We start from the raw sequence: 22,508 nt of genomic DNA, 5'->3' as shown, positions 1-22,508 counted from the left end.
GGGCCCTTTGCAGTTGCACTTAGATGCGGTTCATCTGAGCGGCGACTTTGTTGTACCAGTCCTGCCATGTGGGTGGGCAGTACTTTTTGGCCGCAGCCGGGGTAAGGGTGGAGCCGTAGTTGGCGCCCAGATAGGCAACGTGAGCGAAGATGCCCTCGCTCCAGCTGCCAAAGCTGCGCCAACCGCCGCCACGTGCACTCCAGCCCCAGGCGTTGTAAGAATTGGCGCAATAAGCACCCTTGGTGCTCTCGATGCAGGCGATGGCGGGGGACCAACGGGGGTCGACGCCGGTATTCCAAGCGGCGACGGCAAAGTTATAGCCCTGGCCTGCCATAGGGGAGCCGGCGAGGTAATTGTCGATGCGGCTCGTCCACTCATTAATGAACGAATCGTAATCGGAACTACCGGTGTTGGCGTTGTTCACCGTGGTGTCGATGGTGGTGTTGGCGTTGGTGGCCTGGCTGCTGGAATTGCTGCCGCTCACGCCCTCGCCCGAGAGCTTCTCGGCGGCAGCGGCCTTATCGGCCTCAAGCTTGGCAAGCTCGGCGGCATTTTCCTGCTCGGCTTTTGCCTGTGCCTCGCTGCGGAGCTGCTGGGCCTGCGCCAGCGCCTCCTCGGCGTTTTTCTGCTCTGCCTCAAGCTGAGACTTGGCCTGCTGGAGCTCGGCCTTGTTCTGCTCGAGTTCGGTTTGCATGTTATTGAGCTCTTCGATCTCGTCGACGCTCGAGCTTGTGATCTGGTTGGTGTATTTGCAGGTCGTGATGAACTCACCCAGGCTCTGTGCGTTGACCAGGAAGCTCACGATGGGGTTGGTGCCCTTCTGGTACTTGTACAGATCGCGCATGGCGGTGCATGCCTTTTCCTGCTGATCGGGAAGCTTCGCCTCGATCTTTTCGATACTTGCCTCGTTGGCGTCAATCTGCTTCTGCAGATCGCCGAGCTTGGTGCGGGCATCGTTGTAGGCGCTCGTGGCGGCTTCGATCTTCTGCTGGGCGGCGGCAAGCTGATCCTGCGTTGCCTGCGAGGCGGCATACGCCGCGACGGGGGAGAGCATCGGCGTGGCCGTCAACGCAACGGCGAGCGCGGCGCTCGTGATGATACGAGCCGGCTTCGACGCGATGAGCGCTGCGGTGCGATGATTCGAATGCTGCATCCAGTCCCTCTGCAATCAATCGTAGGTTATTGTTCCTCAGGTATTCTACTACTGCTTTCGACCTCAACTTGAACCTTAAAGGTTTTAAAGGGTCAAGTTGAACTTGAGACTTTGGCTTTGACCTGCAGTTATATCGAATTGTTGAGAAACCATAGAGTTCAACTTTAACGTTACGGGGCCTGTTTGGGACGGGCTTTGGACTGTGAAAGCTATCTCAACGTTGGGGTTTGTGGCTATAAGGTCCCATTGCGGCGAGCTTGCCCTACTTCGTTGAGCGCCTGGGCGGGGGTGAACGAACAGGTGCCGTCGCCGAGTTTGATTACCCTGATGTTGTCCCCGGCGTGGGCATCGGAGACGAGGCCAAACTGCTCGATGGCGGTATCGTGTCCGCCGGCGACGGGCGTCTTGCGCGTGCCTTTGTGCGCCGATGTATCGATGGAGGTGATGTAGGCGGCACCGTCGTAAGCGTCGTTTGCGGTGCGCAGAGGAGCAGTCGCTTGCGCGCGCGGCGCCAACTCGCGTTTTGGGGCATCGAGGATGGGGTTATCGGTTGGAAGGTCCTGGAGCACGCGTGCGCCTTTCACTCGGGGGTATCAATATGCTGAACCCTACAACAACGGTGGGTTCATTGCCGTTTGCCATACGGCGGTGAGTGCGGCCTTCATGCTGGATAATTGCGTTGATTGTCATAGATACAGTGGAGCTTTAGGAGGAAACGGTCCGGCACGCTAAAATAAACGGGTTGCATAAAGACCGCCCGTCGTGGGCAGTTCTAGATAGGAAGTTTCCATGGCATTGCAGTTTACAGAGCGCGAGTTTATCCCCGTGCTGCTCGGCGGCGACATCAACGCCTATTCGGTGGCGCGCGCCTTTTACGAGGAGTATCAGGTCAAGAGCCTGGTCTTTGGCAAGTACCAGACCGGTCCTGCGTACCGCAGCCAGATTATCGACTACACGCCCAATGTTGATATCGACACCATGCCGGTCATGATCGAGACCATTAACGGTGTCGCGCAGGCCAATCCCGATAAGAAGATTATTCTCATGGGCTGCGGCGACAACTATGTCGCGCTTGCCGCACAGGCTCAGGATGCCGGCGAGCTTGCCTCAAACGTCATCGCGCCCTATGCGCCCTACAGCATGCTCGAACAGTGCCAGAAGAAGGAAATCTTCTACGAGCTGTGCGAGAAGCACGGTGTTCCCTATCCGCATACGTTTACCTTTACCATGGCCATGCTCAACGCCCGGGGCGAGGCTCCTGCCGAGGTGCTCGACCAGATTGATTTTCCCTTCCCGATGATCCTGAAGCCTTCCGACGGCATCATGTGGTGGGAGCACGAGTTCGAGGGCCAGAAGAAGGCCTACGAGATCGCCGATCGCGCCGAGCTGGAGCAGGTCATTCGCGATGTATACGCGAGTGGCTACACCGATGATCTGATCCTGCAGGATCGCGTGCCCGGCAACGACGAGTACATGCGCGTGCTTACCAGCTATTCCGACCGCAACGGCAAGGTGCGCATGATGTGCCTGGGCCACGTGCTGCTCGAGGAGCACCAGCCTCACGGCGTTGGCAACCACGCCTGCATCATCACCGAGCCCAATGACGGGCTCATGGGCGGCGTGCGCAAGTTGCTCGAGGACCTCAAGTTTACGGGCTTCTCAAACTTTGACGTCAAATACGACGAGCGCGACGGTTCGTTTAAGTTCTTCGACTTCAACACTCGCCAGGGCCGCAGTAACTACTACGTCACCAACAGTGGCTTTAACGTTGCCAAGTACGTAGTGGACGAGTATGTGTACAACCGCCCGTTTGAGCCCGAGTTTGTGACGGCGCAGAACGAGGCGCTGTGGATGGTTGTCCCCATGGGCGTGGTCGATAAATACGTCAAGGATCCCGAGCTGCGCGCTAAGGCGCATCGCCTGGTCAAGGAGGGTAAGGCCGCCGACCCCTCGTTTATGAAGGGTGATTTTGTCTTTAACCGCTGGCTACGCATGTGGCATACCAAGCTGCGTCACTTTAAGCTGTTTAGGACGTATTACAAATAGGATGAACGCCGCGCCCGCCCGGTTTGTATCGGACGGGCGCGGGTATGATACGCGCAATGGTGTGAGCGTCACCAAGGAGGCGGCGATGGAAAAGCTGGGAGTTATCGGCGGTATGGGCGCCGAGGCCACGTCGTATTACTACGACCAGGTGGTGCGTCACACGGCGGCCGCCCGCGACCAGGAACATATTGACATGGTGGTGCTCTCTAAGTCGACCATGCCCGACCGCACGCTGGCCATTAAGACCGGCGACCATACCGAGCTGCTGGCGACCATGAAGGAATGCGCGCAGGCGCTCGAGACGCTGGGCTGCGCGCACATTGCCATTCCCTGCAACACGTCGCACTACTTCTACGATCAGATTCAGTCGTTTACCTCGGTCCCCATCATCCATATGCCGCGCGAGTCGGTGCGCTATGCGCTTGCCGGCGTGGTGATGGGGGAGTGTGAGTTCGACCCCAACTTGAGCATGCCGGCCGAGCCGGTGCGCAAGATCGGCATCATGGGTACCGATGGCACCGTGGGTGCCGGCGTCTACGGTCGCGAGTGCGAGGCGGCGGGCGTCGAAGTCGTCTATCCCAGCGAGAAGCGCCAGGCCGATGTGATGTCGCTTATTTACGACGACGTGAAGGCAGGACGCGAGCCCGATATGGATAAGTTTGATCGTGTGATGTGGGAGTTTGCCCGCAGCGGCTGCGACCGCGTCATTCTGGCCTGTACAGAGCTTTCGGTGCTGCAAAAGTATCGCGAGATGCCCGAGATCACCCTCGACGCCATGGACGTTTTGGTACGCGAGTCCATCATCCGCAGCGGTGCCCCCTACCGCCTGTAGCCCTCGACCTGCCAAAAAGGGACAGGTTTATTTTGGTAGGTTTTATCTGGGAAAACAGTAAAGGCCTCGGCTCGTTTGTGCGAGCCGGGGCCTTTTGCATTTTGCGGTTGCTGCCAGCGATTGCTAGAACAGGAAGCCGATGGCGATAAGGGCGATGCTGACGATAAGTACGGCAATGTCCAAGCCTTTGATGGGGTAGCGCTTGTACGAGCTCGCACGCGTGCGCAGGTAGAAGCCGCGCTGCTCGGCGGCAAGCGCGGTGGCATCGGTCTTGCCCACGCTCGAGATCAATAGCGGCACGCACAGCGGCAGCATGAGCTTGAGTTTCTTGATGGGATTCTTGGTGTCGTACTCGACGCCGCGTGCGGTCTGTGCCTCCATGATGGCATTCATCTCTTGGCCAAACACCGGCACAAAGCGCAGCGCCGTGGTAAAGGTAAAGGCGTAGCGATACGGCACGTGCAGCACCTCCACGCAGGCATTGGCAAGGTCGTTGAGCTTGGTCACCATGAGCATCAGGATGAGTGGCAGCGCTACGCCCAACAGGCGCAGACAGGCCTTCGAGCCGGTGATGAGGCCTTCGTCGGTGACGAAGCCCCACACCACGTTGCCATCGCGCATAAAGGCCAGCTGCAGCGCTAACATGATGAGTGCGAGCGGAATCAGCAGCTTGAGCAGCGAGAACAGGCGGTCGACGACGCCGGCGTAGGCTCCCAGCGCGAGCGTAAGCGCCAGAAATCCCAACAGCGCCACGTAGGTGTCGGACAAAAAGATGCCAATGACGACGGCAGCGGCGAGGCCCAGTTTGATGACGGGATTCAGACGATGCAGCAGCGTGTCGCCCGGCATATAGTCGATGACATTAACCACGGCGGACCATCTCCTCGGTAATGCGAACGATATCGGTGACCTCGCTCACCTGTGCAAAGGCGGGCGAGACGGAGGATGCCAGACGGCGTGAGAGTTCAATAACCTGGGGCGGTTCAACGTAGGCGCGCTGCATGAGCTCGATGTTCGAGAACAGCTCGTGTGTGCGGCCGCGATCGAGGATGCGACCGTCGGCCATCACCACGATGCGCTCGGCAAAGTCCGAGACAACTTCCATGTCGTGGCAGACCATGATAACGGCGCAGCCGCGCTCGGCCATGGTGCGCACCGTTTCCATCACGGTCATGCACTCGCGGTAGTCCAGGCCACTCGTGGGCTCGTCGAGAACCACGACCTTGGGCTCTACGACCACGACGGAGGCGAGCGCCACCATCTGGCGTTGACCGCGCGAGAGCGAGAAGGGCGCATCGTAGGGCGGCAAGCCAAAGCGGTCGATGACGAGCTGGGCGCGACGCAGCGCCTCGGCGCGGTCGATGCCGGCAAGCTCTAGGCCAAAGGCGACCTCGTCGAGCACGGTGTCCTTGCAAATCTGGCGGTCGGGGTTTTGGAAAAGGGTTGCGACTTCGCGGGCGATGCGGCTCGTGGGAACGGCTGCGGTATCCAGTCCCGTGACGCGCACGCTGCCCGAGGTGGGCTTAAGCAGGCCTGTGAGCAGCTTGGTGAGCGTGGTCTTGCCGGCTCCGTTTTGGCCGACAATGCCCACGAGCTCGCCGGGATAGAGCGTCAGGTTGAGGTCGTGGACGGCGGCGCCACCATGGGGGTAGGAAAACTCAACGTGGTCAAACGTGAGCACCGGCTCGGCGTCTTTCGCATGCGGGCGCAGCGACGGTGCGTGCGGGGAGCCTGTGGGCGCCTGGGCGTCGCTTGTCGCGCGGTCGGGGTCGACGATGCTCGTAATCAGGCGCTCGGCCTCATCAACATCCAAACAGGGAGTGCCGCTGGCCAGGCCATCGGCCTCGAGGCTGTTGAAGATGCGTGTGACGCGCGGGCAATCGACACCGATGGCGCGGAGCTTGTCGGTGTGCGCAAAGACCTCATGTGGCTCGCCTTGCAGCGCGATCTGGCCGTGATCGAGCACGAGCACGCGGCTGCAATACTCCGAAAGCAGGGCGACCTTTTGCTCAACGACGACGATGGTGATGCCGAGGTTACGGTTTGCCTCGCGCAGCGTTTCGAAAACCAGTGTGGAGCTGACGGGATCGAGTGCCGCGGTTGGCTCATCGAGCACCAGCACGCGCGGGCGCATGGCGAGGATGGCAGCGATGGCCACCTTTTGCTTTTGGCCGCCCGAGAGGGTGGCTATCTCGCGGTCGCGCAGGTCGCTAATGCCGACGGCCTTAAGCGTCTCGCTCACGCGCTGCTCGATCTGGTCGTGGGGAACGCCAAAGTTCTCCAGGCCAAAGAGCATTTCGTCCTCAACGACCGAAGCGACCATCTGCGTGTCGATGTCTTGCAGCACGCTGCCGACGATCTGCGATATGTCGGTGAGCGAGACCTCGCAGGTGTCGTGCCCGTCAACGAACACGGAGCCAAAGAAGGTTCCGGTGTAGTGGTGGGGCACGGCGCCCGACAGGCAGGCGGTAAGTGTTGATTTGCCGGCACCCGAAGGCCCGATGATGCCGATGAAATCTTCCTTGTTCACGCTGAGCGAAACGTGGCTAAGCGCCTGCTCGGCCTGCGTGCCATAGGCGAACGAGACATCGTCGACGTTGATGATCGTTTCCATGGATACCTTTCATAGTCATTGGGGACGTTCTTACATGACTAGTCGTTTAAGGACGTCCCCAATAGCTCGTTGTTTGGAACAGTCTTTGCTGGTGAAGCACGTAGACGGCTTTACGAGGTGCCCCAGGTTGGCGCGAAAGAGGAGCGAAGCGTACTTGGGTACGCGAGCGACGAATGAACGCCAAGATGGGGTGGCTCGTAAAGCCGAGCGGGTTAGTTAAGCCTAAGGGCCTTCTGGATGGGCAGATAGAGCGCGCCGACCAGAATGGCGTTAAACACAGCGGTCATGGCGACGACGGGCAGCATGGCTGCGGCGAGTTCGCCCACTACGCCGAGCATGGCCATCTTGATGACCATGAAGATGACGCCCGAGACAAAGGTGGTCACGAACGTAGCGACGATGGCGACGGCAGGCTTAACTTGGCCATCCTTGGCGGCAGTGTTGACAATGACGGCCATAAGCATGGCGGCGATGCCCTCGGCGGCAAAATCGACAAACGGCGAGGTAGTGGTGATCTGGATTACGGCCGCCGAGATGAGACCGATGACGAGTGCCTGACCAATGTTGGGACGAACGACCAGGATGGTGAGGCAGAAGGCCGAGATGATGAACTCGGGGCTAATCATGCCGCCCGAGAAACCCGAGATTGCCTTGCCGACGGTAAAGTTGAGGATGAAGCCGGCGGCAAGCAGGATGGCGAGCAGGACGAGGGCGCGGATATCGAGTTTGCCGCGGTCGGCGGTCTGGACGGTGCGGGGCTGGGCGGTGGCGGTGGTGTTCTGAGACATGGTGAAGGTCCTTTCAGAAAGGGGAGTGTAAGAGAAAAGCGGAGGCGCGTGATGCGAATGCGATCGGGCTCGAGATAGAAAAAGGCCCCCGGTCGAAACCGGAGGCCTTCCAATCACCTAGAGCGCAAAAACAGGCATGAGGGACTCACCGTCGACCGATCGTATTCGCATCACGCCACCACCAGTTGTTGAGAGACGTCATCGTGTTCTTCATGTTGGTGGCTCCTTTCGTGATGCCATGGCGCGGTCGCGCCCAGTTGCTGTTTCGCTGCACTATAGCACAGCGAAGTGTGTGCGGGGAAATCTTTTTTGAAAAGAATCTCGCGGCGTTTCCTCCTATTAAGAAGAGCGGGCGGGGCAGCTTGTGCTGTCCCGCCCGCGCCCTGGGAAGTGTTACTTCCTGCGAGGAGTGTTACTCCTTGTTGCGGCGATAGAGGGCATAGCCGCCAGCGGAGATGACGACGACGCCAGCAGCGGCGAACGCGGCAACCACGCGGCCGTCAAAACGGTCACCGGTGGTGGGCAGGTTGCCCTTGGTGTTCTTCTTGTTGGTGGTCACCGTGGTAGAGGTGCTCGGCTTGGTCGGCTTCTCGGGGGTAGTAGGCTGCTCGGGGGTGCCGGGCTGCTCGGGGGTGCCGGGCTGCTCGGGGGTGCCGGGCTGCTCGGGGGTGCCGGGCTGCTCGGGCTTCTCGGGGGCCTCGGTGGCGAGGGCATCCTTGGCGTAGGTGATGGACTGCTTAAGGCCACGGGTCTCGGTGTTCAGGTCGCTCGGGGTGAAGGGCTTGCTAAAGTCGCCAGCCTTCAGATAAGCGCGCATCTCCTGGAGCAGGGCCTTGCACTTGACGTAGGTGTTCTCGGTGGCAGCGTTGCCGGCCTTGTTGGCCAGAGCAGTGCGTCCCTCGGTGGTCGTCTCGGCCAGCATGGCGACGTCAACTTCTTTGTTCTGCTCGATGAGCTCATTTTGGAGCGCATCGAGGTAGGCACGGACGCTGATACCAAGGGTGTCAGGGTTCTCAAAGCAGAGCGAGCTGATGTCCATGAGAACGTAGTTGATTGAGTTCTCGGGTTCCTCGTTGTTCACGATGTCGGTCTCTTCGCAGTGCTCGAAGGAGACGGTCTGATCGCTGAAGTACGGGCTGACCTCAGTTATCAGAGCGGAGTACAACGGGATGGCGACGGAGTACGCAGCGCGGGAGAGCATCTCCCACTGGATGGTGGCAACCTGGGGATCAAGGCCGCGACGAATCTGGAAGAGGTTGACCTCGGTGTTGCGCTCGGTGCCGATGGCGTAGGCGCCGTCGGTGTTGGCGTTAAGGCCGGGGACATTTTCGCCGCGGTTGCCAAAGGCACGAATCAGCTCAAAGGTGCTCCAGCCAGACTTGCCAGGCTTGAAGAACAAGGGCTGGATCTCGCTGACGGATGCGCCGGTACCGTTCTTGTCTTTAACGATGGTGTAGTCCTTGTCCTTGATTAGCGGGTTCATGAAGTAGTCTCGGCCCTGGACATAGCGAGTCCACTGATGCCTGCCAGACTCATCGAGTCCCTCGCCATAGGTTTTGGCAACATCGAACTTGCCGTCGGTGTATTTGGCGAAGCCTTTCTCCACGGGCATGGTCTGGATGCCCTCGGAGTGGAGGCAGTTCTCGGCGTCATTAAGGTCGACATCGTAGTTGAGGCTCCCGATATTAGGGTTGAGCGACGCGACGTCATCAGCGAGCTTCATGGCAATCCACTGATGCCCGGAAAGTGCGGCGAACAGCCAAGTCTCGTTGCTGTCGGCGATGACAATCTGGTCGTTGGAGAAGACGCCCTGCTCGTCAATCAGACTGCCGATAAGCTTGACGCCCTCACGGGCCGTGGCGCTTTCGCCCAGGATAACGCTGGCGTAGTTGTACTCACCCAAGCCGTCCGTCAGGGGGTCCACAGCTTTGACATCTGCATTCATGCTGGTGCTTAGCGTGGCGGAACAGGAGACGCCCTTCTCGTTGATGCCTGCCTCGGAGTAGGCGTCCCAACGGTCATCCCACTGCGAGGGGTGATCGCGCACATAGCTGTAGCGATACGTGGTTTTGTTCGAGGTGTATGCGAACCCGGACTCATCGGAGCTGTAGGTGAAGCCGGGGGCGTGCGAATCCTCGATGCCAAAGTGCTTGAGGTAGCGTTTGTCATAGTCCTCGGCGCGGCCATAATACGTATTGCCGTCGGCCGTAAGGTTCTTGCCCATGCCGACATCTGCGTGCAGGCGAGCGCAGATGTCGGCATGGACATGATGGTTGCAGCTCCAAAGGCGAGGCCTATGCCTAGCTTCTTGAGCGCGTTGACGGGGTGAGCTTTCCTCATTTTCCCTCCCAGCGTGCGAAAGCCCTCTGTCGCCAGAGGGCTTCAGCCAATAAAACATCTTCCATAGCATAACGAAATGGAAATATTATTCATGTGTGAAATAAACTTATTCTATAAACGTGGTGAAATATTCGATGAGCGGTAAATCGTATTCATTATGTAGCTTTACTTAAATAAAGGCACCCTGTAATTACTGTACCTGAATAAAGCGCCTTGCACAGGGCGCGAAGAAAATCCCCCACTGTTTGGCAAATGCATAAACAACGGGGGAGACGATGATTGGATGAATATCATACCAATGTGGAATTACTTCTTCCGGCGGTGGATTACGTTAATCGCGTAGCCCACGAGCATGGCCAGAACGATGACGATAAAGCCAATGATAGGGTTGTCGTTCACGGGGTCCTCCTATTTTCCGAGTGGAGAGAATTCGTCGACGATGAGGTCGAGGCATTGCGGAAGCGCGCGGGCGCCAAAGACACCGGAGTTGCTGGAGATGATCTCGCCATCGAACTGCATGCCCAGCGACGGCGTGCAGGTAATCTTGGCTTCCTTGGTCTGGATAATCTTAAACTGCGGGCGGCCGAGTACCTTGCCGGCGGGGTCGAGCGCGGCGGTGATTACCGTGGGGAGCAGCTGTACCGTGCGCACGGGCTCAATAACGACGATGTCGACCATACCGTCGTTCATGCGGCAGTTGGGGAACAGATTGATGTCGTTTTGGATGACTGAGGTATTGCCCGCCATGCAGCAGATGCCGTCGAGCTCCTCGACAATGCCGTCGTGTTCAATGGTAAAGTGCGCCACCGTGGGGTTGGGCGTGGCGAGCGCGGAGAGGAAGTAGGCGATCTCGCCAATGTCGTTTTTGGTGGGAGCGGCCTTCATCATGATCTCGGCGTCGAAGCCCGAGCCGGCGATGATGATAAAGCCGTGGCGCTTCTCGTTACCGTTCTCGTCGATCCAAAAGAGCTCACCCATGTCCACCTTGACCGTGCGGCCGGCGCGGCAAGCCTTGGCAAGCGCCGCCGCCTCGGGGGCATTACCGATGTTGTTAAAGAACAGGCAGGCTGTGCCGGAGGGGAAGATGAGCGTAGGGACACCGCACCCGCGCATCTGGTCGAGCACGTTGGAGACGGTGCCGTCGCCGCCCGAAACGACTACGCGGTCGAACTCACGAACGTCTGCTACCGCGTCCTCGGGCTCCATGCCATCGCCGATAAAGCGCATTACGACCTCGTCGCCGCCCTGTGCAAGAGCGTGCGTGAATGCGTAGATTTCATCGGAGCTGGGACCCGATGCCGGGTTGTGGATGATAAGGCAGCGCATACTTACGTTCCCGTTCTGTGACTAACCGAGTATAGTTGTAGGGCAATGCCGATATCCTACCCGTGTTTTTCGGGCCTAACCTTATTCGATGGGTTGATATGTACATTTCCACACATCAGGCTCTACTCGACTTTTGTCAGCGCGCTCGTGAGTTCGACGCGATTGCCGTCGATACCGAGTTTTTGCGCGAGCGCACGTTTCATCCGCGCCTGTGCCTGGTTCAGATTGCCACCCCTGCCGAGAGCGTCGCGGTCGATCCTTTGGTGATCGACGACTTATCGCCGCTGGCCGAGCTTATGGCCGACGAGAGCGTGGTCAAGGTCTTCCACGCCTGCTCGCAGGATATGGAGGTCATACTCCACACCGTGGGCGCGCTGCCGCGACCGATTTTTGACACACAGGTCGCCGCCGCCTTTTTGGGCGAGCGCCAGCAGATTTCCTACGGCGCGCTCGTTCAGACGTTCTGCGGCGTATCGCTGCCCAAGACCGAGTCGCTGACCGATTGGTCGCGCCGCCCGCTGAGCGATAAGCAGATTGAGTACGCGATCGATGATGTCAAGTATCTGATCGTCGCCTATACCGAGATGATGAGCCGTTTGCGCGAGCTTGGCCGCGTGGACTGGGTGCTCGACGAGTTGCGCCCGCTGGCAGACGAGTCGCACTACCGCGCCGACCGGCATGAGGCATTCCGCAAGGTCAAGCGCATCAACTCGTGTAGCCGCCATCAGCTGGGCATTGCGCGCGAGCTTGCCGCCTGGCGCGAGGACCGCGCCGAGCGCCGCAACATCCCGCGCAAGTGGGTCATGTCCGACGATACGCTGCTGGCGCTCGTCAAGCGCAATCCTGTGCGCGTTGAGGAGTTCCGCAGCATCCGCGGCACCGATCAACTGGGGGAGCGCGATGTGGACGGCGCGCTCATGGCCATCAAGCGTGGCGCGAGCTGCCCGCACGATCGCCTGCCGCTCATGGTGCGCGGACATCGCCAGATCTCTCCGGAGCTGGAGAGCGTGACGGATCTCATGTACGCGCTCATTCGCCTGGTTGCCGAGCGTTCGGGCGTGGCGACCTCGGTCATTGCCTCGCGCGATGACCTAGCCGACTATATTGAGCATCCCGAGCAGAGCCCTTTGCGCGAAGGTTGGCGCTTTGAGCTTGTGGGCTCGCGCCTGGACGATCTGCTCTCGGGCAACATGGGGTTGACGGTGAAGGACGGCAAAATCGAGCTCCTGTAGGTATATGGTTACGCGGTTTTACCAAACCGCGTAACAACTCGACGCTGCAAACGGCCGAGAGCGGCAATCTGACGTTCAATCGTCGCTCGCGTACCAAAGTACGCGTCGCTTCTCTTTCACGTCACCTTGCTCGCTCTCGGCCGTTTTCGCTGACATTGCCAAAACATCGATACTGTCTCGTTGGCTGGGCGAGTGGGTAGAATGCCTCCAACGTGTAACTCGATTCGGAGGAATTCGCATGCCCTATTACTATGGTTATGGCTTTGGCATCGACCCGCTGTACCTGCTGGTCGTCCTTGTTTGTACGGTGCTCGGTCTTGCCGCGCAGAGCTATATCAACTCGACGTATAAAACCTGGTCCAAGGTTCGCTCGGACGGCGACACGGGCGCTGCGGTCGCGCGCCGCATGCTCGACGCCAGCGGTTGCAATGCCGTGGGTATCAAGGGCGTCGCCGGTGAGCTCACCGACCATTACAACCCGCAGGATAACAACCTGTATCTCTCGGATGCCAACCGTTCGGGCGGATCGGTCGCAAGCGTTGCCGTCGCCTGCCACGAGGCGGGCCACGCCGCCCAGCGACAAAGCGGCTATGCCATGATGAAGGTGCGCACTGCCCTGGTCCCGGTCGTCAACTTTACCCAGAACACCTGGACCATCGTGTTGCTCTTGGGCCTGTTTATGAACATTGCCGGGCTCACGACCCTCGCGCTGATCTTCTTCTCGTTTAGTGTGTTGTTCCAGCTGGTTACGCTGCCGGTCGAGATTGATGCCAGCCGCCGCGCCGTGGCGTACATCGAGCGGTCGGGCATGAGCTCCAAGCAGGTCAACGGTGCCAAGAAGGTCCTGACGGCAGCCGCGCTTACCTATGTGGCCGCAGCGCTCACCTCGATCATTCAGCTGCTCTACCTGATGGCTCGCTACAACAGAAACTCCAACCGATAACAAATTGGCTTGACAGGCGCCGCGGGGATTTGTGTCCCCGCGGCGCTGTACTATGTGTTGGACTTGAATTTGCGCAGGGCTGGAGCCTTTGTGCACGATAACGAAAGGAGGCTGCGTGGCAGGCTGGAATCTAACCGGCAATGCTGTTTCCGCCGAGTTTGACGGCTCGGACGATCAGGAGCGCAAGGAACTCAGCGTGAGCCAGGCGGTGGAGATCGCCGCCGGTGCACTCGATGCTATTCCGCAGCTGAGTGTCTTGGGCGAGGTCACGGGCTTCCGTGGCCCCAATGCCCGAAGCGGCCACTGCTACTTCCAGATTAAGGACGATTCGGCCGCCGTTGACTGCATCATTTGGAAGGGTGCCTATCTCAAGCGCACGTTCGATCTGCGCGACGGCATGCAGGTGAGCTTTAAGGGTAGCTTCAATCTCTATAAGCCCACGGGCCGCATGAGTTTTGTCGCCCGCTCGTTTTCGCTGGCGGGGGAGGGTCTGCTGCGTCAACAAGTGGCGCAACTGGCCGAAAAGCTGAGCCGCGAGGGCCTGATGGACGAAGCGCGCAAGCGCCGCATCCCGGTGTTCTGCTCGCGTGTGGCGGTCGTCACCTCGCTTTCGGGTGCCGTAATCGATGACGTCAAACGCACATTGCGTCGTCGCAACCCACTCGTCGAGCTCGTTTGCGTGGGTGCCAAGGTTCAAGGCGAGGGTGCGCCGGCAGAGCTCATTGAGGGTTTGCGTCGCGCCGCTTCCATTACGCCGGCGCCCGATTGCATTTTGCTGGTGCGCGGCGGCGGCTCCTTCGAGGACCTCATGACCTTTAATGACGAGGAGCTTGCCCGCGCGGTGGCGGCTTGTCCTGTGCCCGTGGTGACCGGCATTGGGCATGAGCCCGATACCTCGATCTGCGACATGGTGAGCGACCGCCGCGCCTCCACGCCCACGGCGGCGGCCGAATCGGTAGCGCCGGCTATGACGGAGTTGGCCGACGTGCTTGAGACGCGCCATCAGCGTCTGGGCGCCGCGATGGCTTCGATGATCGGGTCGAATCAGGTCGATCTGGAAATGCTCGACCAGCGCGGTCGTCGTGCCTGGGACACCTATACAGCTCGTCTGGGCGACGCGCTCGATGCGGCCGCGTGCCGCCCGTGCCTCAATGATCCAACATTTATGGTCGAGCGTCGCGAGTCCGAGCTTGCCCTGACTGCCGATCGTCTGTCCGGCGCTGTAACGCGTTCGGTTGGGGCCTTCCGCTCCAACTTTGAGCGTCTGCCCGAGCGCTTGATCGCAAGCACCTCGGGGCTCGATGGCAAGCGCCATGCGCTCACGCTTGCGAGCTCCCGTCTGGAGCATCAGGGGCGCACGATGTTCAGCAAGCCCGCGTCCGACCTGGGCCGAGCTGCTGCGTCGCTCGATGCCTTGTCGCCGCTCAAGGTGCTTGCCCGCGGTTACTCCATCGCGTACAGCGAGGACGGTGTGGCTACGAGCGTCAAGACCTTTAAGCCGGGCGACGCTATTCGCGTGCGCATGGCGGACGGCAACGTGGCAGCAACCGTCAACGCGGTCGAGTAGGCCGCCTTTCATAGCGATAAACCTTTAGGAAAGGAAACAGATATGGCAGAGAAGACCCCGGTCGAGCAGCTTACGTACAAGCAGGCCTCGCAGGAGCTGGAGCTCATCATCCGCAGCCTGGAGTCGGGTGACATGGAGCTCGAGGAGTCGCTCGAGAGCTATACCCGCGGCGTCGAGCTCCTCAAGAGCCTGCGTACCCGCTTGTCCGATGCCGAGCAGAAGGTCTCGGTGCTCCTTAAGGACGTCGACGGCAACGACGTGCTCGTCGACGGCGAAGCCGCCAACACCGACGACAACCTCTCGTTCTAACCACCTCGCAGCCTACTTTGGGGTAGTCTTTTTGGGACGGGGCTTTTTTGACTACCCTTGCGCGACGGCTCGCCAGGTGCCTGCGCTTGCGAAAAAGTAGTCAAAAAAGCCCCGTCCCAAAAAGACTACCTTGGTCTGCGAGAAAGGAACCAACCATGTGTGATTGCATCTTCTGCAAAATTGCCAACCACGAGATCCCCTCAACCGTCGTTTACGAGGACGATCAGGTCATCGCGTTCGACGACCTCAATCCCCAGGCGCCGGTCCACACGCTCGTAATCCCCAAGAAGCACTACAGCGACATCGCCGACAACGTACCTGCCGAGACCATGGGCGCCATGGCCCACGCCATTCAGGAGGTCGCCAAGGCCAAGGGCCTGGAGGACGGCTTCCGCGTCATCTCCAACAAGGGCGTCAACGCCGGCCAGACCGTCATGCACTTCCACATGCACGTCCTCGGCGGCAAGAACCTGGGCGAGAACCTCATCTGAGGACGCTTCTTCCGTGGGATGAGGCGAAAGCTTAGGCACCGATAACTTATATATCAACGCAATAAACCCGAGCGCGAGGGCGTTTGGGTTTATTATTGAAGCGTATGTAACCTGGCGGCGCCACACCGCCTGTTAGTAGGGAGACACATGAACGTTCTGGTCGTCAACGCGGGATCTTCGACCCTTAAGTATCAGGTCATCGATACCAAGTCCCACAAGGTGTCCGCAAAGGGCTCCTGCGAGCGCGTCTGCTTTACCGGCGGTACCTTCACCCACGCTGCCAACGGTTCCAAGAAGGTGACCGAGAACATCGAGTTCCCCGACCACAAGGTCGCCATCGAGGTCGTCCTGAAGGACCTCGAGGCCAACGGCGTCAAGATCGAGGGCATCGGCCACCGTATCGTTCAGGGCGGTTGGTACTTCGGCGATTCCTCCCTCGTCGACGAGGACGTCCTCGCCAAGATCCGCGAGGTCGCTCCGCTCGCCCCGCTGCACAACAACCCCGAGGCCAACGTTATCGAGTACTGCCTCGAGCAGTATCCCGACCTGCCCAACGTCACGGTCTACGACACTGCTTTCCACTTCAACATGCCCGAGGTCGCCAAGACCTACGCCCTGCCCAAGGACGTCTGCGACAAGCTGCACATCCGTAAGTACGGCGCCCACGGCACCAGCTACCGCTACATCTCCAAGAAGGTTGCCGAGATGACCAACGGCGAGGCTCGCAAGGTCGTCGTGTGCCACATCGGTTCCGGCGCTTCCCTGTGCGCCATCGAGGACGGTAAGTGCATGGACACCACCATGGGCTTGACGCCGCTCGACGGTGTCATGATGGGCACCCGCTGCGGCTCCATCGACCCGGCTACCGTGTGCTACCTGCAGCGCGAGGGTGGCTACACCTTCGACGAGGTCGACGAGATGATGAACAAGAAGTCCGGCCTTTTGGCTGTGACCGGCGGCAAGACCAACGACTGCCGCAACGTTGAGGAGCTCGCCGCTGCCGGCGACCCCGAGGCCCAGCTCGCTTTCGACATGTTTGTCTACAAGATTGCCGCCAAGGCTGCCGAGATGGCCACTTCCATGTGCGGCATGGACACTCTGGTCTTTACCGCCGGCATCGGCGAGCACGCTCCGGCTGTCCGCGCCGGCGTGGCCGACCGTCTGGCCTTTATGGGCGTCAAGATGGACCATGCCCGCAACGCCCTGCGTGGCGACGGCGCCTGGTGCCTGTCCGCCAAGGATTCCAAGGTCAAGATCTTCGTCATCCCCACGGATGAGGAGTTCATGATCGCTTCCGACGTTGAGCGTATCGTCAACGGCAAGTAATTGCAAGAGGGGAGGGGCTGGACGACCGAGCGCCGTTCGGCCCCTCTTTTGCGCTCGTTGGGCGATATGCTGATAGATATTTATCAATATATGATAACTTCTTATTAACATGCGGCCGCCTTAAGGGGTCTGCGTCGACCGTATTGCACTGCAAAGGAGTCTCATGAACGTACTTGTTGTCAACGCCGGCAGCTCAAGCCTTAAATATCAGCTTTTGGATACCGATACCCGCAAGGTTTTCGCCAAGGGCAACTGCGAGCGTATCGGATCGGACATGGGCATCTTTGGCCACTCCGAGAACGGTGGCGCCAAGCAGACCGAGGAGGTCCCTTTCCCCGATCATCGCTCTGCTATCGCTCGTGTGCTCGAGGAGCTTGAGAAGACCGACTTTACGATTGATGGCATTGGGCATCGTATCGTTCAGGGTGGCTGGCACTTCGATGATTCCGCAGTCGTCGACGACGAGGTTATGGCCAAGATTCTTGAGGTGGCACCGCTTGCTCCGCTGCACAACTACGGCGAGGCCGCGGCGATTGAGTATTGCCGTGAGAAGTATCCGGAGCTGCCCAACGTGGCCGTCTTCGACACCTCGTTCCACATGACCATGCCCGAGGTCGCCTACACCTACGCGCTGCCCAAGGACGTGTGCGACAAGTACCACGTGCGCAAGTACGGCGCACACGGTACGAGCCACCGCTACGAGTGGATGATGGCCAAGGAGATCCTGGGCTCGCGCTGCCACCGTCTGCTTTCGTGCCATCTAGGCAACGGTGCTTCGCTCGCCGCCATCGAGGACGGCGTGTGCCGCGACACCACGATGGGCCTCACGCCGCTCGATGGCCTGATGATGGGCACCCGTTGTGGTTCCATTGACCCGGCCACCGTGTGCTACCTCCAGCGCGAGGGCGGCTACAGCTATCAGGAAGTCGATGACATGATGAACAAGCAGTCTGGTCTGCTTGCCATCTCGGGTATCTCCAACGACGCCCGCGACATCCGCACACGCGCCTCCGAGGGCGATGAGCGCTGCCTGCTCGCCTTCGACATGTTCGCCTACAAGGCCATGCAGCAGGCCGGTTCCATGATCGCATCTATGGCGGGCGTGGACACCATCACCTTTACCGCCGGCATCGGCGAGAACGACTGGTCGATCCGCAAGGCCTTCTGCGACTGCTTTGAGTGGCTGGGCGTGCGCATCGACAACAACAAGAACCGCGAGGCCGTGGGCAACGGCCCGCAGGTCATCAGCGCCGCCGGTTCCGCCGTCACCGTCATGGTCATCCCCACCGACGAGGAATACATGATCGCCCACGACGTCGAGCGTCTGACCGCGAACAACTAACGCGCCGATTGCATGTAAACGAAAGGCCCCCTGAGCAACAGCTCGGGAGGCTTTTTTCTGGAGGGCGGACGGCGGAAACCCCATCCCATTTTGAACGCGGATTCTGGGACACGCTTTCCGGTTGAGGCGCGTTGCGGAAAGTGCGACCCACAATAAAGCAAAATTCCGTCCCACAGTTTCCCAAACAAGCCCCAAGCGGAAGCTGCATCCCACAATCCGCCTCCAAACCGGGACACGCTTTCCGGTGGGCCAGACATCGAACCGCAGCCAACATTTCGCATCCAAAGTGATTGCCGCCATCAACGCCTGCACTTTCAGCAACGGCACCCATCCATTCAGTTTCTCAGCCCCAGCTCGTAGCCAAGCCGCCGTCCACCCCAGATCCCCTGAATGCTACGTGGCGGTAGAAGGCCGTACGGGCTAACCCCTGAAAACATTCCGCAGACCAGAAACGCCCCCGTTCGTAGCTCCGAAGGAGCAGAACGGGGGCGTTTCATTGGTCGAGGACGTTTTCAGGGGTTAGCCCGTACGGCCTTCGGGCGAGTGCGTGCGCTACTCAGCCATCTGAGCCTGGACGGCGGTGATGGCTACGACACCCACGATGTCGTCGGCAGAGCAGCCGCGCGAAAGGTCGTTAACCGGCTTGGCGATGCCCTGCAGGATGGGGCCGTAGGCGTCGGCGCCGGCGAAGCGCTGGACCAGCTTGTAGCCGATGTTGCCGGCCTCGAGGTCGGGAAACACGAGCACGTTGGCCTTGCCGGCAACGGAGGAGCCGGGAGCCTTGAGCTGGGCGACGTTGGGGACGATGGCGGCGTCGAGCTGCAGGTCGCCATCGATGGCGAGCTCGGGAGCCTTCTCCTTGCAGAACTTCACGGCCTCCTGGACCTTCTTGGCGACCTCGCCGCCGGCGGAACCCATGGTGGAGTAGGAGAGCATGGCCACGTGCGGCTCAACGTTGCCCATGAAGGTGGACCAAGAGTGAGCGGAGGCGATGGCGATCTCGGAGAGCTCATCGGAGGACGGGTTGATGTTGAGGCCGCAGTCGGCGAAGATCAGCGTGCCGTCGGTGCCGAACTGCGGGGTGTCGGTGCACATCACAAAGAAGGCCGAGACCAGCTTGGTGCCCGGGGCGGTCTTGAGGATCTGCAGCGCGGGGCGTAGGGTGTCGGCGGTGGAGTGGCAGGCGCCGGAGACCAGACCATCGGCATCGCCCATCTTGACCATCATGGTGCCAAAGTAGGTGGCGTCCATCACCTGGGCGCGAGCCTGCTCGATGGTGACACCCTTCTTGGCGCGGAGCTCGGCAAACTTCTGCGCGTACTCCTCGTGCTTCTCGGTATTGCGCGGGTCGATGACGGTAGCGCCGGGAACGTTGATCTCGTCGGGGTTGCCCAAGATGACGATCTTTGCCAAGCCCTCCTCGATGATCTTGGTAGCTGCGATGATGGTGCGCGGATCTTCGCCCTCGGGCAGGACGATCGTCTTAAGGTCGGCCTTGGCGGCAGACTTCATACGGTTTAGGAAATCGCTCATGTTACTCCTTACAAGCGTTTCGCTAAGCTCCAGGCGCCCGGCTGTCCACGAATAAACCCGCTGCTAGCGGGTTTACCTTTCAAATATGTACGCCGGGGTGCTTGAGCTTTCCTTGTGTGGCAAGCTCATTATAGGACGCATTAGCGCTATAATCGCTCTGATAAATATGTCTCGAAGAATGTTCGAGAAAAGCCCAGCTAACGAGCCCGTGGCTTTTGACAAGGAGTATCGATGCAGATTACCTCAGGCCTGCCTGAAGGCTTTAATGCCGGCGCATACGACATGATTGTCGTCGGTGCCGGGTATGCCGGTGCCGTTTGTGCCCGCCGTCTTGCCGAGACCATCGGCTATCGCGTTGCCGTTTTGGAGCGCCGTGGCCACATTGCGGGCAATGCTTACGACTGCTCTGATGAGGCCGGGATCCTGGTCCACGAGTATGGTCCGCACATTTACCATACCTTTAACGAGCGCGTCCACAATTTTCTGTCGCGCTTTACCAAGTGGACGGACTACCAGCACAAGGTGCTCGCCAACATCAACGGCACCCTTATGCCCGTGCCCTTTAACCACGCGAGCCTCAAGCTCGCCTTTGGCGATGAGCGCGGCGAGGAGCTGTATCAGAAGCTCGTGGAGACCTTTGGCAAGGACGTCAAGGTGCCCATCATGGAGCTGCGCAAGAAGAACGACCCGGATCTTGCCGAGGTCGCCGATTACGTCTACGAGAACGTCTTTTTGCATTACACCATGAAGCAGTGGGGCCAGACGCCCGACCAGATCGATCCCTCGATCACCGGCCGCGTTCCCGTCTTTGTGGGCGACGATGACCGCTATTTCCCGCAGGCTCCCTTCCAGGGCATGCCGCAGGACGGCTATACCGCGTTGTTCGAGCATATGCTCGACCACGATCTGATTGATGTGTTCTGCGACGTGGATGCCCGCGACCTCTTTGAGATTGACGAGACCACCGTCAAGATCGACGGCAAGGTCTATGGCGGCGAGATCGTCTACACCGGTCCGCTCGACGAGCTGTTCAACCTCGACTTGGGCGCTCTGCCGTACCGTACGCTCGACATGAAGTTCGAGACGCTCGATATGGACCAGTTCCAGCCCGTGGGCACCGTCAATTACACCACGAGCGAGGATTACACGCGTATCACCGAGTTCAAGAACATGACTGGTCAGGTCCTGCCCGGCAAGACCACCATCATGAAGGAGTATTCCAAGGCCTATACGCCCGGCTCGGGCGAGACGCCCTATTACGCCATTCTGGAGCCCGAGAACCGCGAGCTCTATGAGCGCTATCTTGAGCGCGTCCAGAACCTGACGAACTTCCACCCGGTGGGTCGCCTGGCCGAGTATCGTTACTACGATATGGATGCCGTGACCAACTCTGCCCTCGATCTTTCGGATGAGATTATCGCCTGCCATGCATAAAGTCATATCATTCGGTATTCCCTCGTATAACGCCGCCAAGGACATGGACCATTGCATCACCTCCATTCTGGAGGGGAGCAATTACGCCACCGATATCGAGATCATCATCGTCGATGACGGTTCCATGGACGAGACGGCAGCTAAGGCCGATGAGTGGGAGGCGCGTTACCCCGGTATCATCCGCGCGGTGCATCAGGAGAACGGCGGCCACGGCATGGCCGTCCTCTCGGGCCTGCGCGAGGCGCAGGGCACCTACTACAAGGTCGTCGACTCGGATGACTGGCTCGACGGTGCGGCGCTTTCGACCATGCTTTCGATTCTGCGTGGCTTTGAGGAGCGCGACCAGCGCGTCGATCTGTTTATCTCGAACTATGTGTACGAGAAGGTTTACGAGGGTACGCATACCGCTATTGGTTACAAGTTTGCCCTGCCGCGCAAAAAGATCTTTACCTGGGACCAGATTGGCCATTTCCGCCCGGACCAGAATTTGCTCATGCACAGCCTGTGTTATCGCACGGATGTGCTGCGCGCGTCCAATCTGCCTATGCCGCCGCACACGTTCTATGTCGACAATATCTACGCCTATGTGCCGCTGCCGCGCTGCAAGACCATGTACTACGCCGACATCGACCTCTATCGTTACTTTATCGGTCGCGAGGGCCAGAGCGTCAACGAGGCCACGATGGTCAAACGTCTGGACCAGCAGTTTCGCGTGACGCGCATTATGATGGAGGCGTTCCATTTGTACAGCGATGTCGAGTCGTCGCGTCTGCGCGCGTACATGATGGGCTATTTCACCATGATGATGGCAATTTGTTCGGTGCTAACCAAGCTTTCCGATGAGGATTGCGCCGACGAGCGCCTGACGACATTGTGGAGTGATTTGAAGGCCTACGACGAGCGTATGTATCGTCGTGCACGCTACGGTGTGGTCGGCTTCTTTACCAACCTGCACGGGCGGGCTGGAGACAAAACCACACTCGGCCTATACCGTCTTGCCTCAAAGATCTTCAAATTCAACTAGCTGTTGAGTAATCGCTGCTGATAGGTTGACTGGGCCCCTTGGCCTTTAGTTTGCTACTGCGAACAGTCCTGCTCGCACGGAAAGCACATTAAGTGCTTTCCGGCTCGTGCGGAACTTGTATCAAACTAAAGGCCAAGGGGCCTTTGCTATAAGAATCGATTGTCAGGCTGCCTGAATTTGAAGATCTTGGACGCGCGGTACACAGGGG

Annotated in this window: 19 protein-coding genes; 11 read left to right on the top strand and 8 right to left on the bottom strand. The window is 59.5% G+C overall.

The features are described 5' to 3' along the window. Positions 1-19: 19 nt before the first annotated feature. Both ACTQZF_RS06065 and ACTQZF_RS06060 read right to left on the bottom strand, forming a co-directional pair. On the bottom strand, positions 20-1,153 hold the full coding sequence (locus tag ACTQZF_RS06065) for a coiled-coil domain-containing protein (RefSeq protein ID WP_441554810.1): 1,134 nt from the start codon (positions 1,151-1,153) through the stop codon (positions 20-22). A gap of 233 nt (positions 1,154-1,386) precedes the next feature. Then, the gene (locus ACTQZF_RS06060) at positions 1,387-1,722 is read right to left on the bottom strand and encodes a hypothetical protein (RefSeq protein ID WP_441554809.1); all 336 of its coding nucleotides are present in this window, start codon (positions 1,720-1,722) and stop codon (positions 1,387-1,389) included. Between the two features lie 220 nt (positions 1,723-1,942). On the opposite strand from ACTQZF_RS06060, the gene ACTQZF_RS06055 reads away from it, so the two are divergent. Both ACTQZF_RS06055 and ACTQZF_RS06050 read left to right on the top strand, forming a co-directional pair. Further along, positions 1,943-3,199 (top strand): carboxylate--amine ligase, encoded by a 1,257-nt coding sequence (locus ACTQZF_RS06055; protein ID WP_441554808.1) that lies wholly within the window; start codon positions 1,943-1,945, stop codon positions 3,197-3,199. A gap of 85 nt (positions 3,200-3,284) precedes the next feature. Then, a complete protein-coding gene (locus ACTQZF_RS06050) occupies positions 3,285-4,031 on the top strand; it encodes an aspartate/glutamate racemase family protein (RefSeq protein ID WP_229770678.1) in 747 nt (248 codons plus the stop codon). Positions 4,032-4,154: 123 nt separating this feature from the next. On the opposite strand, the gene ACTQZF_RS06045 is transcribed toward ACTQZF_RS06050, so the two are convergent. From ACTQZF_RS06045 to ACTQZF_RS06025, 5 genes are all read right to left on the bottom strand, one after another. Continuing rightward, on the bottom strand, positions 4,155-4,901 hold the full coding sequence (locus ACTQZF_RS06045; RefSeq protein WP_441554807.1) for an energy-coupling factor transporter transmembrane component T family protein: 747 nt from the start codon (positions 4,899-4,901) through the stop codon (positions 4,155-4,157). Then, on the bottom strand, positions 4,894-6,645 hold the full coding sequence (locus ACTQZF_RS06040; RefSeq protein WP_441554806.1) for an ABC transporter ATP-binding protein: 1,752 nt from the start codon (positions 6,643-6,645) through the stop codon (positions 4,894-4,896). The genes ACTQZF_RS06045 and ACTQZF_RS06040 overlap by 8 nt, the downstream gene beginning before the upstream one ends. Positions 6,646-6,857: 212 nt before the next feature. Continuing rightward, complete coding sequence (locus ACTQZF_RS06035; protein WP_441554805.1) at positions 6,858-7,433, bottom strand: hypothetical protein; 576 nt, start codon at positions 7,431-7,433, stop codon at positions 6,858-6,860. A gap of 412 nt (positions 7,434-7,845) precedes the next feature. After that, positions 7,846-9,657 (bottom strand): C69 family dipeptidase, encoded by a 1,812-nt coding sequence (locus tag ACTQZF_RS06030; RefSeq protein ID WP_441554804.1) that lies wholly within the window; start codon positions 9,655-9,657, stop codon positions 7,846-7,848. 524 nt (positions 9,658-10,181) lie between these two features. Then, positions 10,182-11,099: a diacylglycerol/lipid kinase family protein gene (locus ACTQZF_RS06025; protein ID WP_427718460.1), complete on the bottom strand. Its 918-nt coding sequence runs from the start codon at positions 11,097-11,099 to the stop codon at positions 10,182-10,184. Between the two features lie 98 nt (positions 11,100-11,197). Between ACTQZF_RS06025 and rnd the strand changes: the two genes are divergently transcribed. The 7 genes from rnd (at position 11,198) to ACTQZF_RS05990 (ending at position 18,309) form a co-directional block, all read left to right on the top strand. Continuing rightward, positions 11,198-12,331 carry a ribonuclease D gene (rnd, locus tag ACTQZF_RS06020; RefSeq protein ID WP_427718458.1) on the top strand — a complete coding sequence of 378 codons (1,134 nt, stop codon included), beginning with the start codon at positions 11,198-11,200 and terminating at the stop codon, positions 12,329-12,331. A gap of 238 nt (positions 12,332-12,569) precedes the next feature. Then, the gene (locus tag ACTQZF_RS06015; protein ID WP_427795820.1) at positions 12,570-13,274 is read left to right on the top strand and encodes a zinc metallopeptidase; all 705 of its coding nucleotides are present in this window, start codon (positions 12,570-12,572) and stop codon (positions 13,272-13,274) included. 115 nt (positions 13,275-13,389) lie between these two features. Continuing rightward, positions 13,390-14,841: an exodeoxyribonuclease VII large subunit gene (gene xseA / locus ACTQZF_RS06010; protein WP_441554803.1), complete on the top strand. Its 1,452-nt coding sequence runs from the start codon at positions 13,390-13,392 to the stop codon at positions 14,839-14,841. Between the two features lie 42 nt (positions 14,842-14,883). Next, positions 14,884-15,150 carry an exodeoxyribonuclease VII small subunit gene (gene xseB / locus ACTQZF_RS06005; protein WP_152067775.1) on the top strand — a complete coding sequence of 89 codons (267 nt, stop codon included), beginning with the start codon at positions 14,884-14,886 and terminating at the stop codon, positions 15,148-15,150. Positions 15,151-15,305: 155 nt separating this feature from the next. After that, entirely contained in the window at positions 15,306-15,641 is a 336-nt protein-coding gene (locus tag ACTQZF_RS06000; protein WP_035137921.1) for a histidine triad nucleotide-binding protein, read from the top strand. A gap of 147 nt (positions 15,642-15,788) precedes the next feature. Beyond that, positions 15,789-16,967: an acetate/propionate family kinase gene (locus tag ACTQZF_RS05995; RefSeq protein ID WP_006234305.1), complete on the top strand. Its 1,179-nt coding sequence runs from the start codon at positions 15,789-15,791 to the stop codon at positions 16,965-16,967. Between the two features lie 163 nt (positions 16,968-17,130). After that, positions 17,131-18,309 carry an acetate/propionate family kinase gene (locus ACTQZF_RS05990; RefSeq protein WP_441083165.1) on the top strand — a complete coding sequence of 393 codons (1,179 nt, stop codon included), beginning with the start codon at positions 17,131-17,133 and terminating at the stop codon, positions 18,307-18,309. A 552-nt stretch (positions 18,310-18,861) separates the two neighbouring features. Here ACTQZF_RS05990 and pta read toward each other — a convergent pair. Continuing rightward, positions 18,862-19,842, bottom strand: a complete 981-nt coding sequence (pta, locus tag ACTQZF_RS05985; protein WP_441554802.1) for a phosphate acetyltransferase — start codon at positions 19,840-19,842, stop codon at positions 18,862-18,864. Positions 19,843-20,073: 231 nt separating this feature from the next. On the opposite strand from pta, the gene glf reads away from it, so the two are divergent. Both glf and ACTQZF_RS05975 read left to right on the top strand, forming a co-directional pair. Beyond that, positions 20,074-21,276: a UDP-galactopyranose mutase gene (gene glf / locus ACTQZF_RS05980; RefSeq protein ID WP_441554801.1), complete on the top strand. Its 1,203-nt coding sequence runs from the start codon at positions 20,074-20,076 to the stop codon at positions 21,274-21,276. Beyond that, a complete protein-coding gene (locus tag ACTQZF_RS05975) occupies positions 21,269-22,300 on the top strand; it encodes a glycosyltransferase family 2 protein (protein WP_441554800.1) in 1,032 nt (343 codons plus the stop codon). Before glf ends, ACTQZF_RS05975 begins: the two co-directional genes overlap by 8 nt. Positions 22,301-22,508 lie beyond the last annotated feature (208 nt).

The organism is Collinsella sp. LCP19S3_H3, assembly GCF_052119145.1.
In the GTDB taxonomy this organism is placed as follows: Bacteria; Actinomycetota; Coriobacteriia; order Coriobacteriales; family Coriobacteriaceae; genus Collinsella.
This window is presented reverse-complemented; position numbering and strand designations above follow the sequence as displayed.

Coding starts and splice junctions, on each gene's coding strand:
- ACTQZF_RS06065 (WP_441554810.1), bottom strand. CDS start 1,153: ATGCAGCATTCGAATCATCGCACCGCAGCGCTCATCGCGTCGAAGCCG.
- ACTQZF_RS06055 (WP_441554808.1), top strand. CDS start 1,943: ATGGCATTGCAGTTTACAGAGCGCGAGTTTATCCCCGTGCTGCTCGGC.
- ACTQZF_RS06050 (WP_229770678.1), top strand. CDS start 3,285: ATGGAAAAGCTGGGAGTTATCGGCGGTATGGGCGCCGAGGCCACGTCG.
- ACTQZF_RS06040 (WP_441554806.1), bottom strand. CDS start 6,645: ATGGAAACGATCATCAACGTCGACGATGTCTCGTTCGCCTATGGCACG.
- ACTQZF_RS06035 (WP_441554805.1), bottom strand. CDS start 7,433: ATGTCTCAGAACACCACCGCCACCGCCCAGCCCCGCACCGTCCAGACC.
- ACTQZF_RS06030 (WP_441554804.1), bottom strand. CDS start 9,657: ATGGGCAAGAACCTTACGGCCGACGGCAATACGTATTATGGCCGCGCC.
- ACTQZF_RS06025 (WP_427718460.1), bottom strand. CDS start 11,099: ATGCGCTGCCTTATCATCCACAACCCGGCATCGGGTCCCAGCTCCGAT.
- rnd (WP_427718458.1), top strand. CDS start 11,198: ATGTACATTTCCACACATCAGGCTCTACTCGACTTTTGTCAGCGCGCT.
- ACTQZF_RS06015 (WP_427795820.1), top strand. CDS start 12,570: ATGCCCTATTACTATGGTTATGGCTTTGGCATCGACCCGCTGTACCTG.
- xseB (WP_152067775.1), top strand. CDS start 14,884: ATGGCAGAGAAGACCCCGGTCGAGCAGCTTACGTACAAGCAGGCCTCG.
- ACTQZF_RS06000 (WP_035137921.1), top strand. CDS start 15,306: ATGTGTGATTGCATCTTCTGCAAAATTGCCAACCACGAGATCCCCTCA.
- ACTQZF_RS05995 (WP_006234305.1), top strand. CDS start 15,789: ATGAACGTTCTGGTCGTCAACGCGGGATCTTCGACCCTTAAGTATCAG.
- ACTQZF_RS05990 (WP_441083165.1), top strand. CDS start 17,131: ATGAACGTACTTGTTGTCAACGCCGGCAGCTCAAGCCTTAAATATCAG.
- pta (WP_441554802.1), bottom strand. CDS start 19,842: ATGAGCGATTTCCTAAACCGTATGAAGTCTGCCGCCAAGGCCGACCTT.
- glf (WP_441554801.1), top strand. CDS start 20,074: ATGCAGATTACCTCAGGCCTGCCTGAAGGCTTTAATGCCGGCGCATAC.
- ACTQZF_RS05975 (WP_441554800.1), top strand. CDS start 21,269: ATGCATAAAGTCATATCATTCGGTATTCCCTCGTATAACGCCGCCAAG.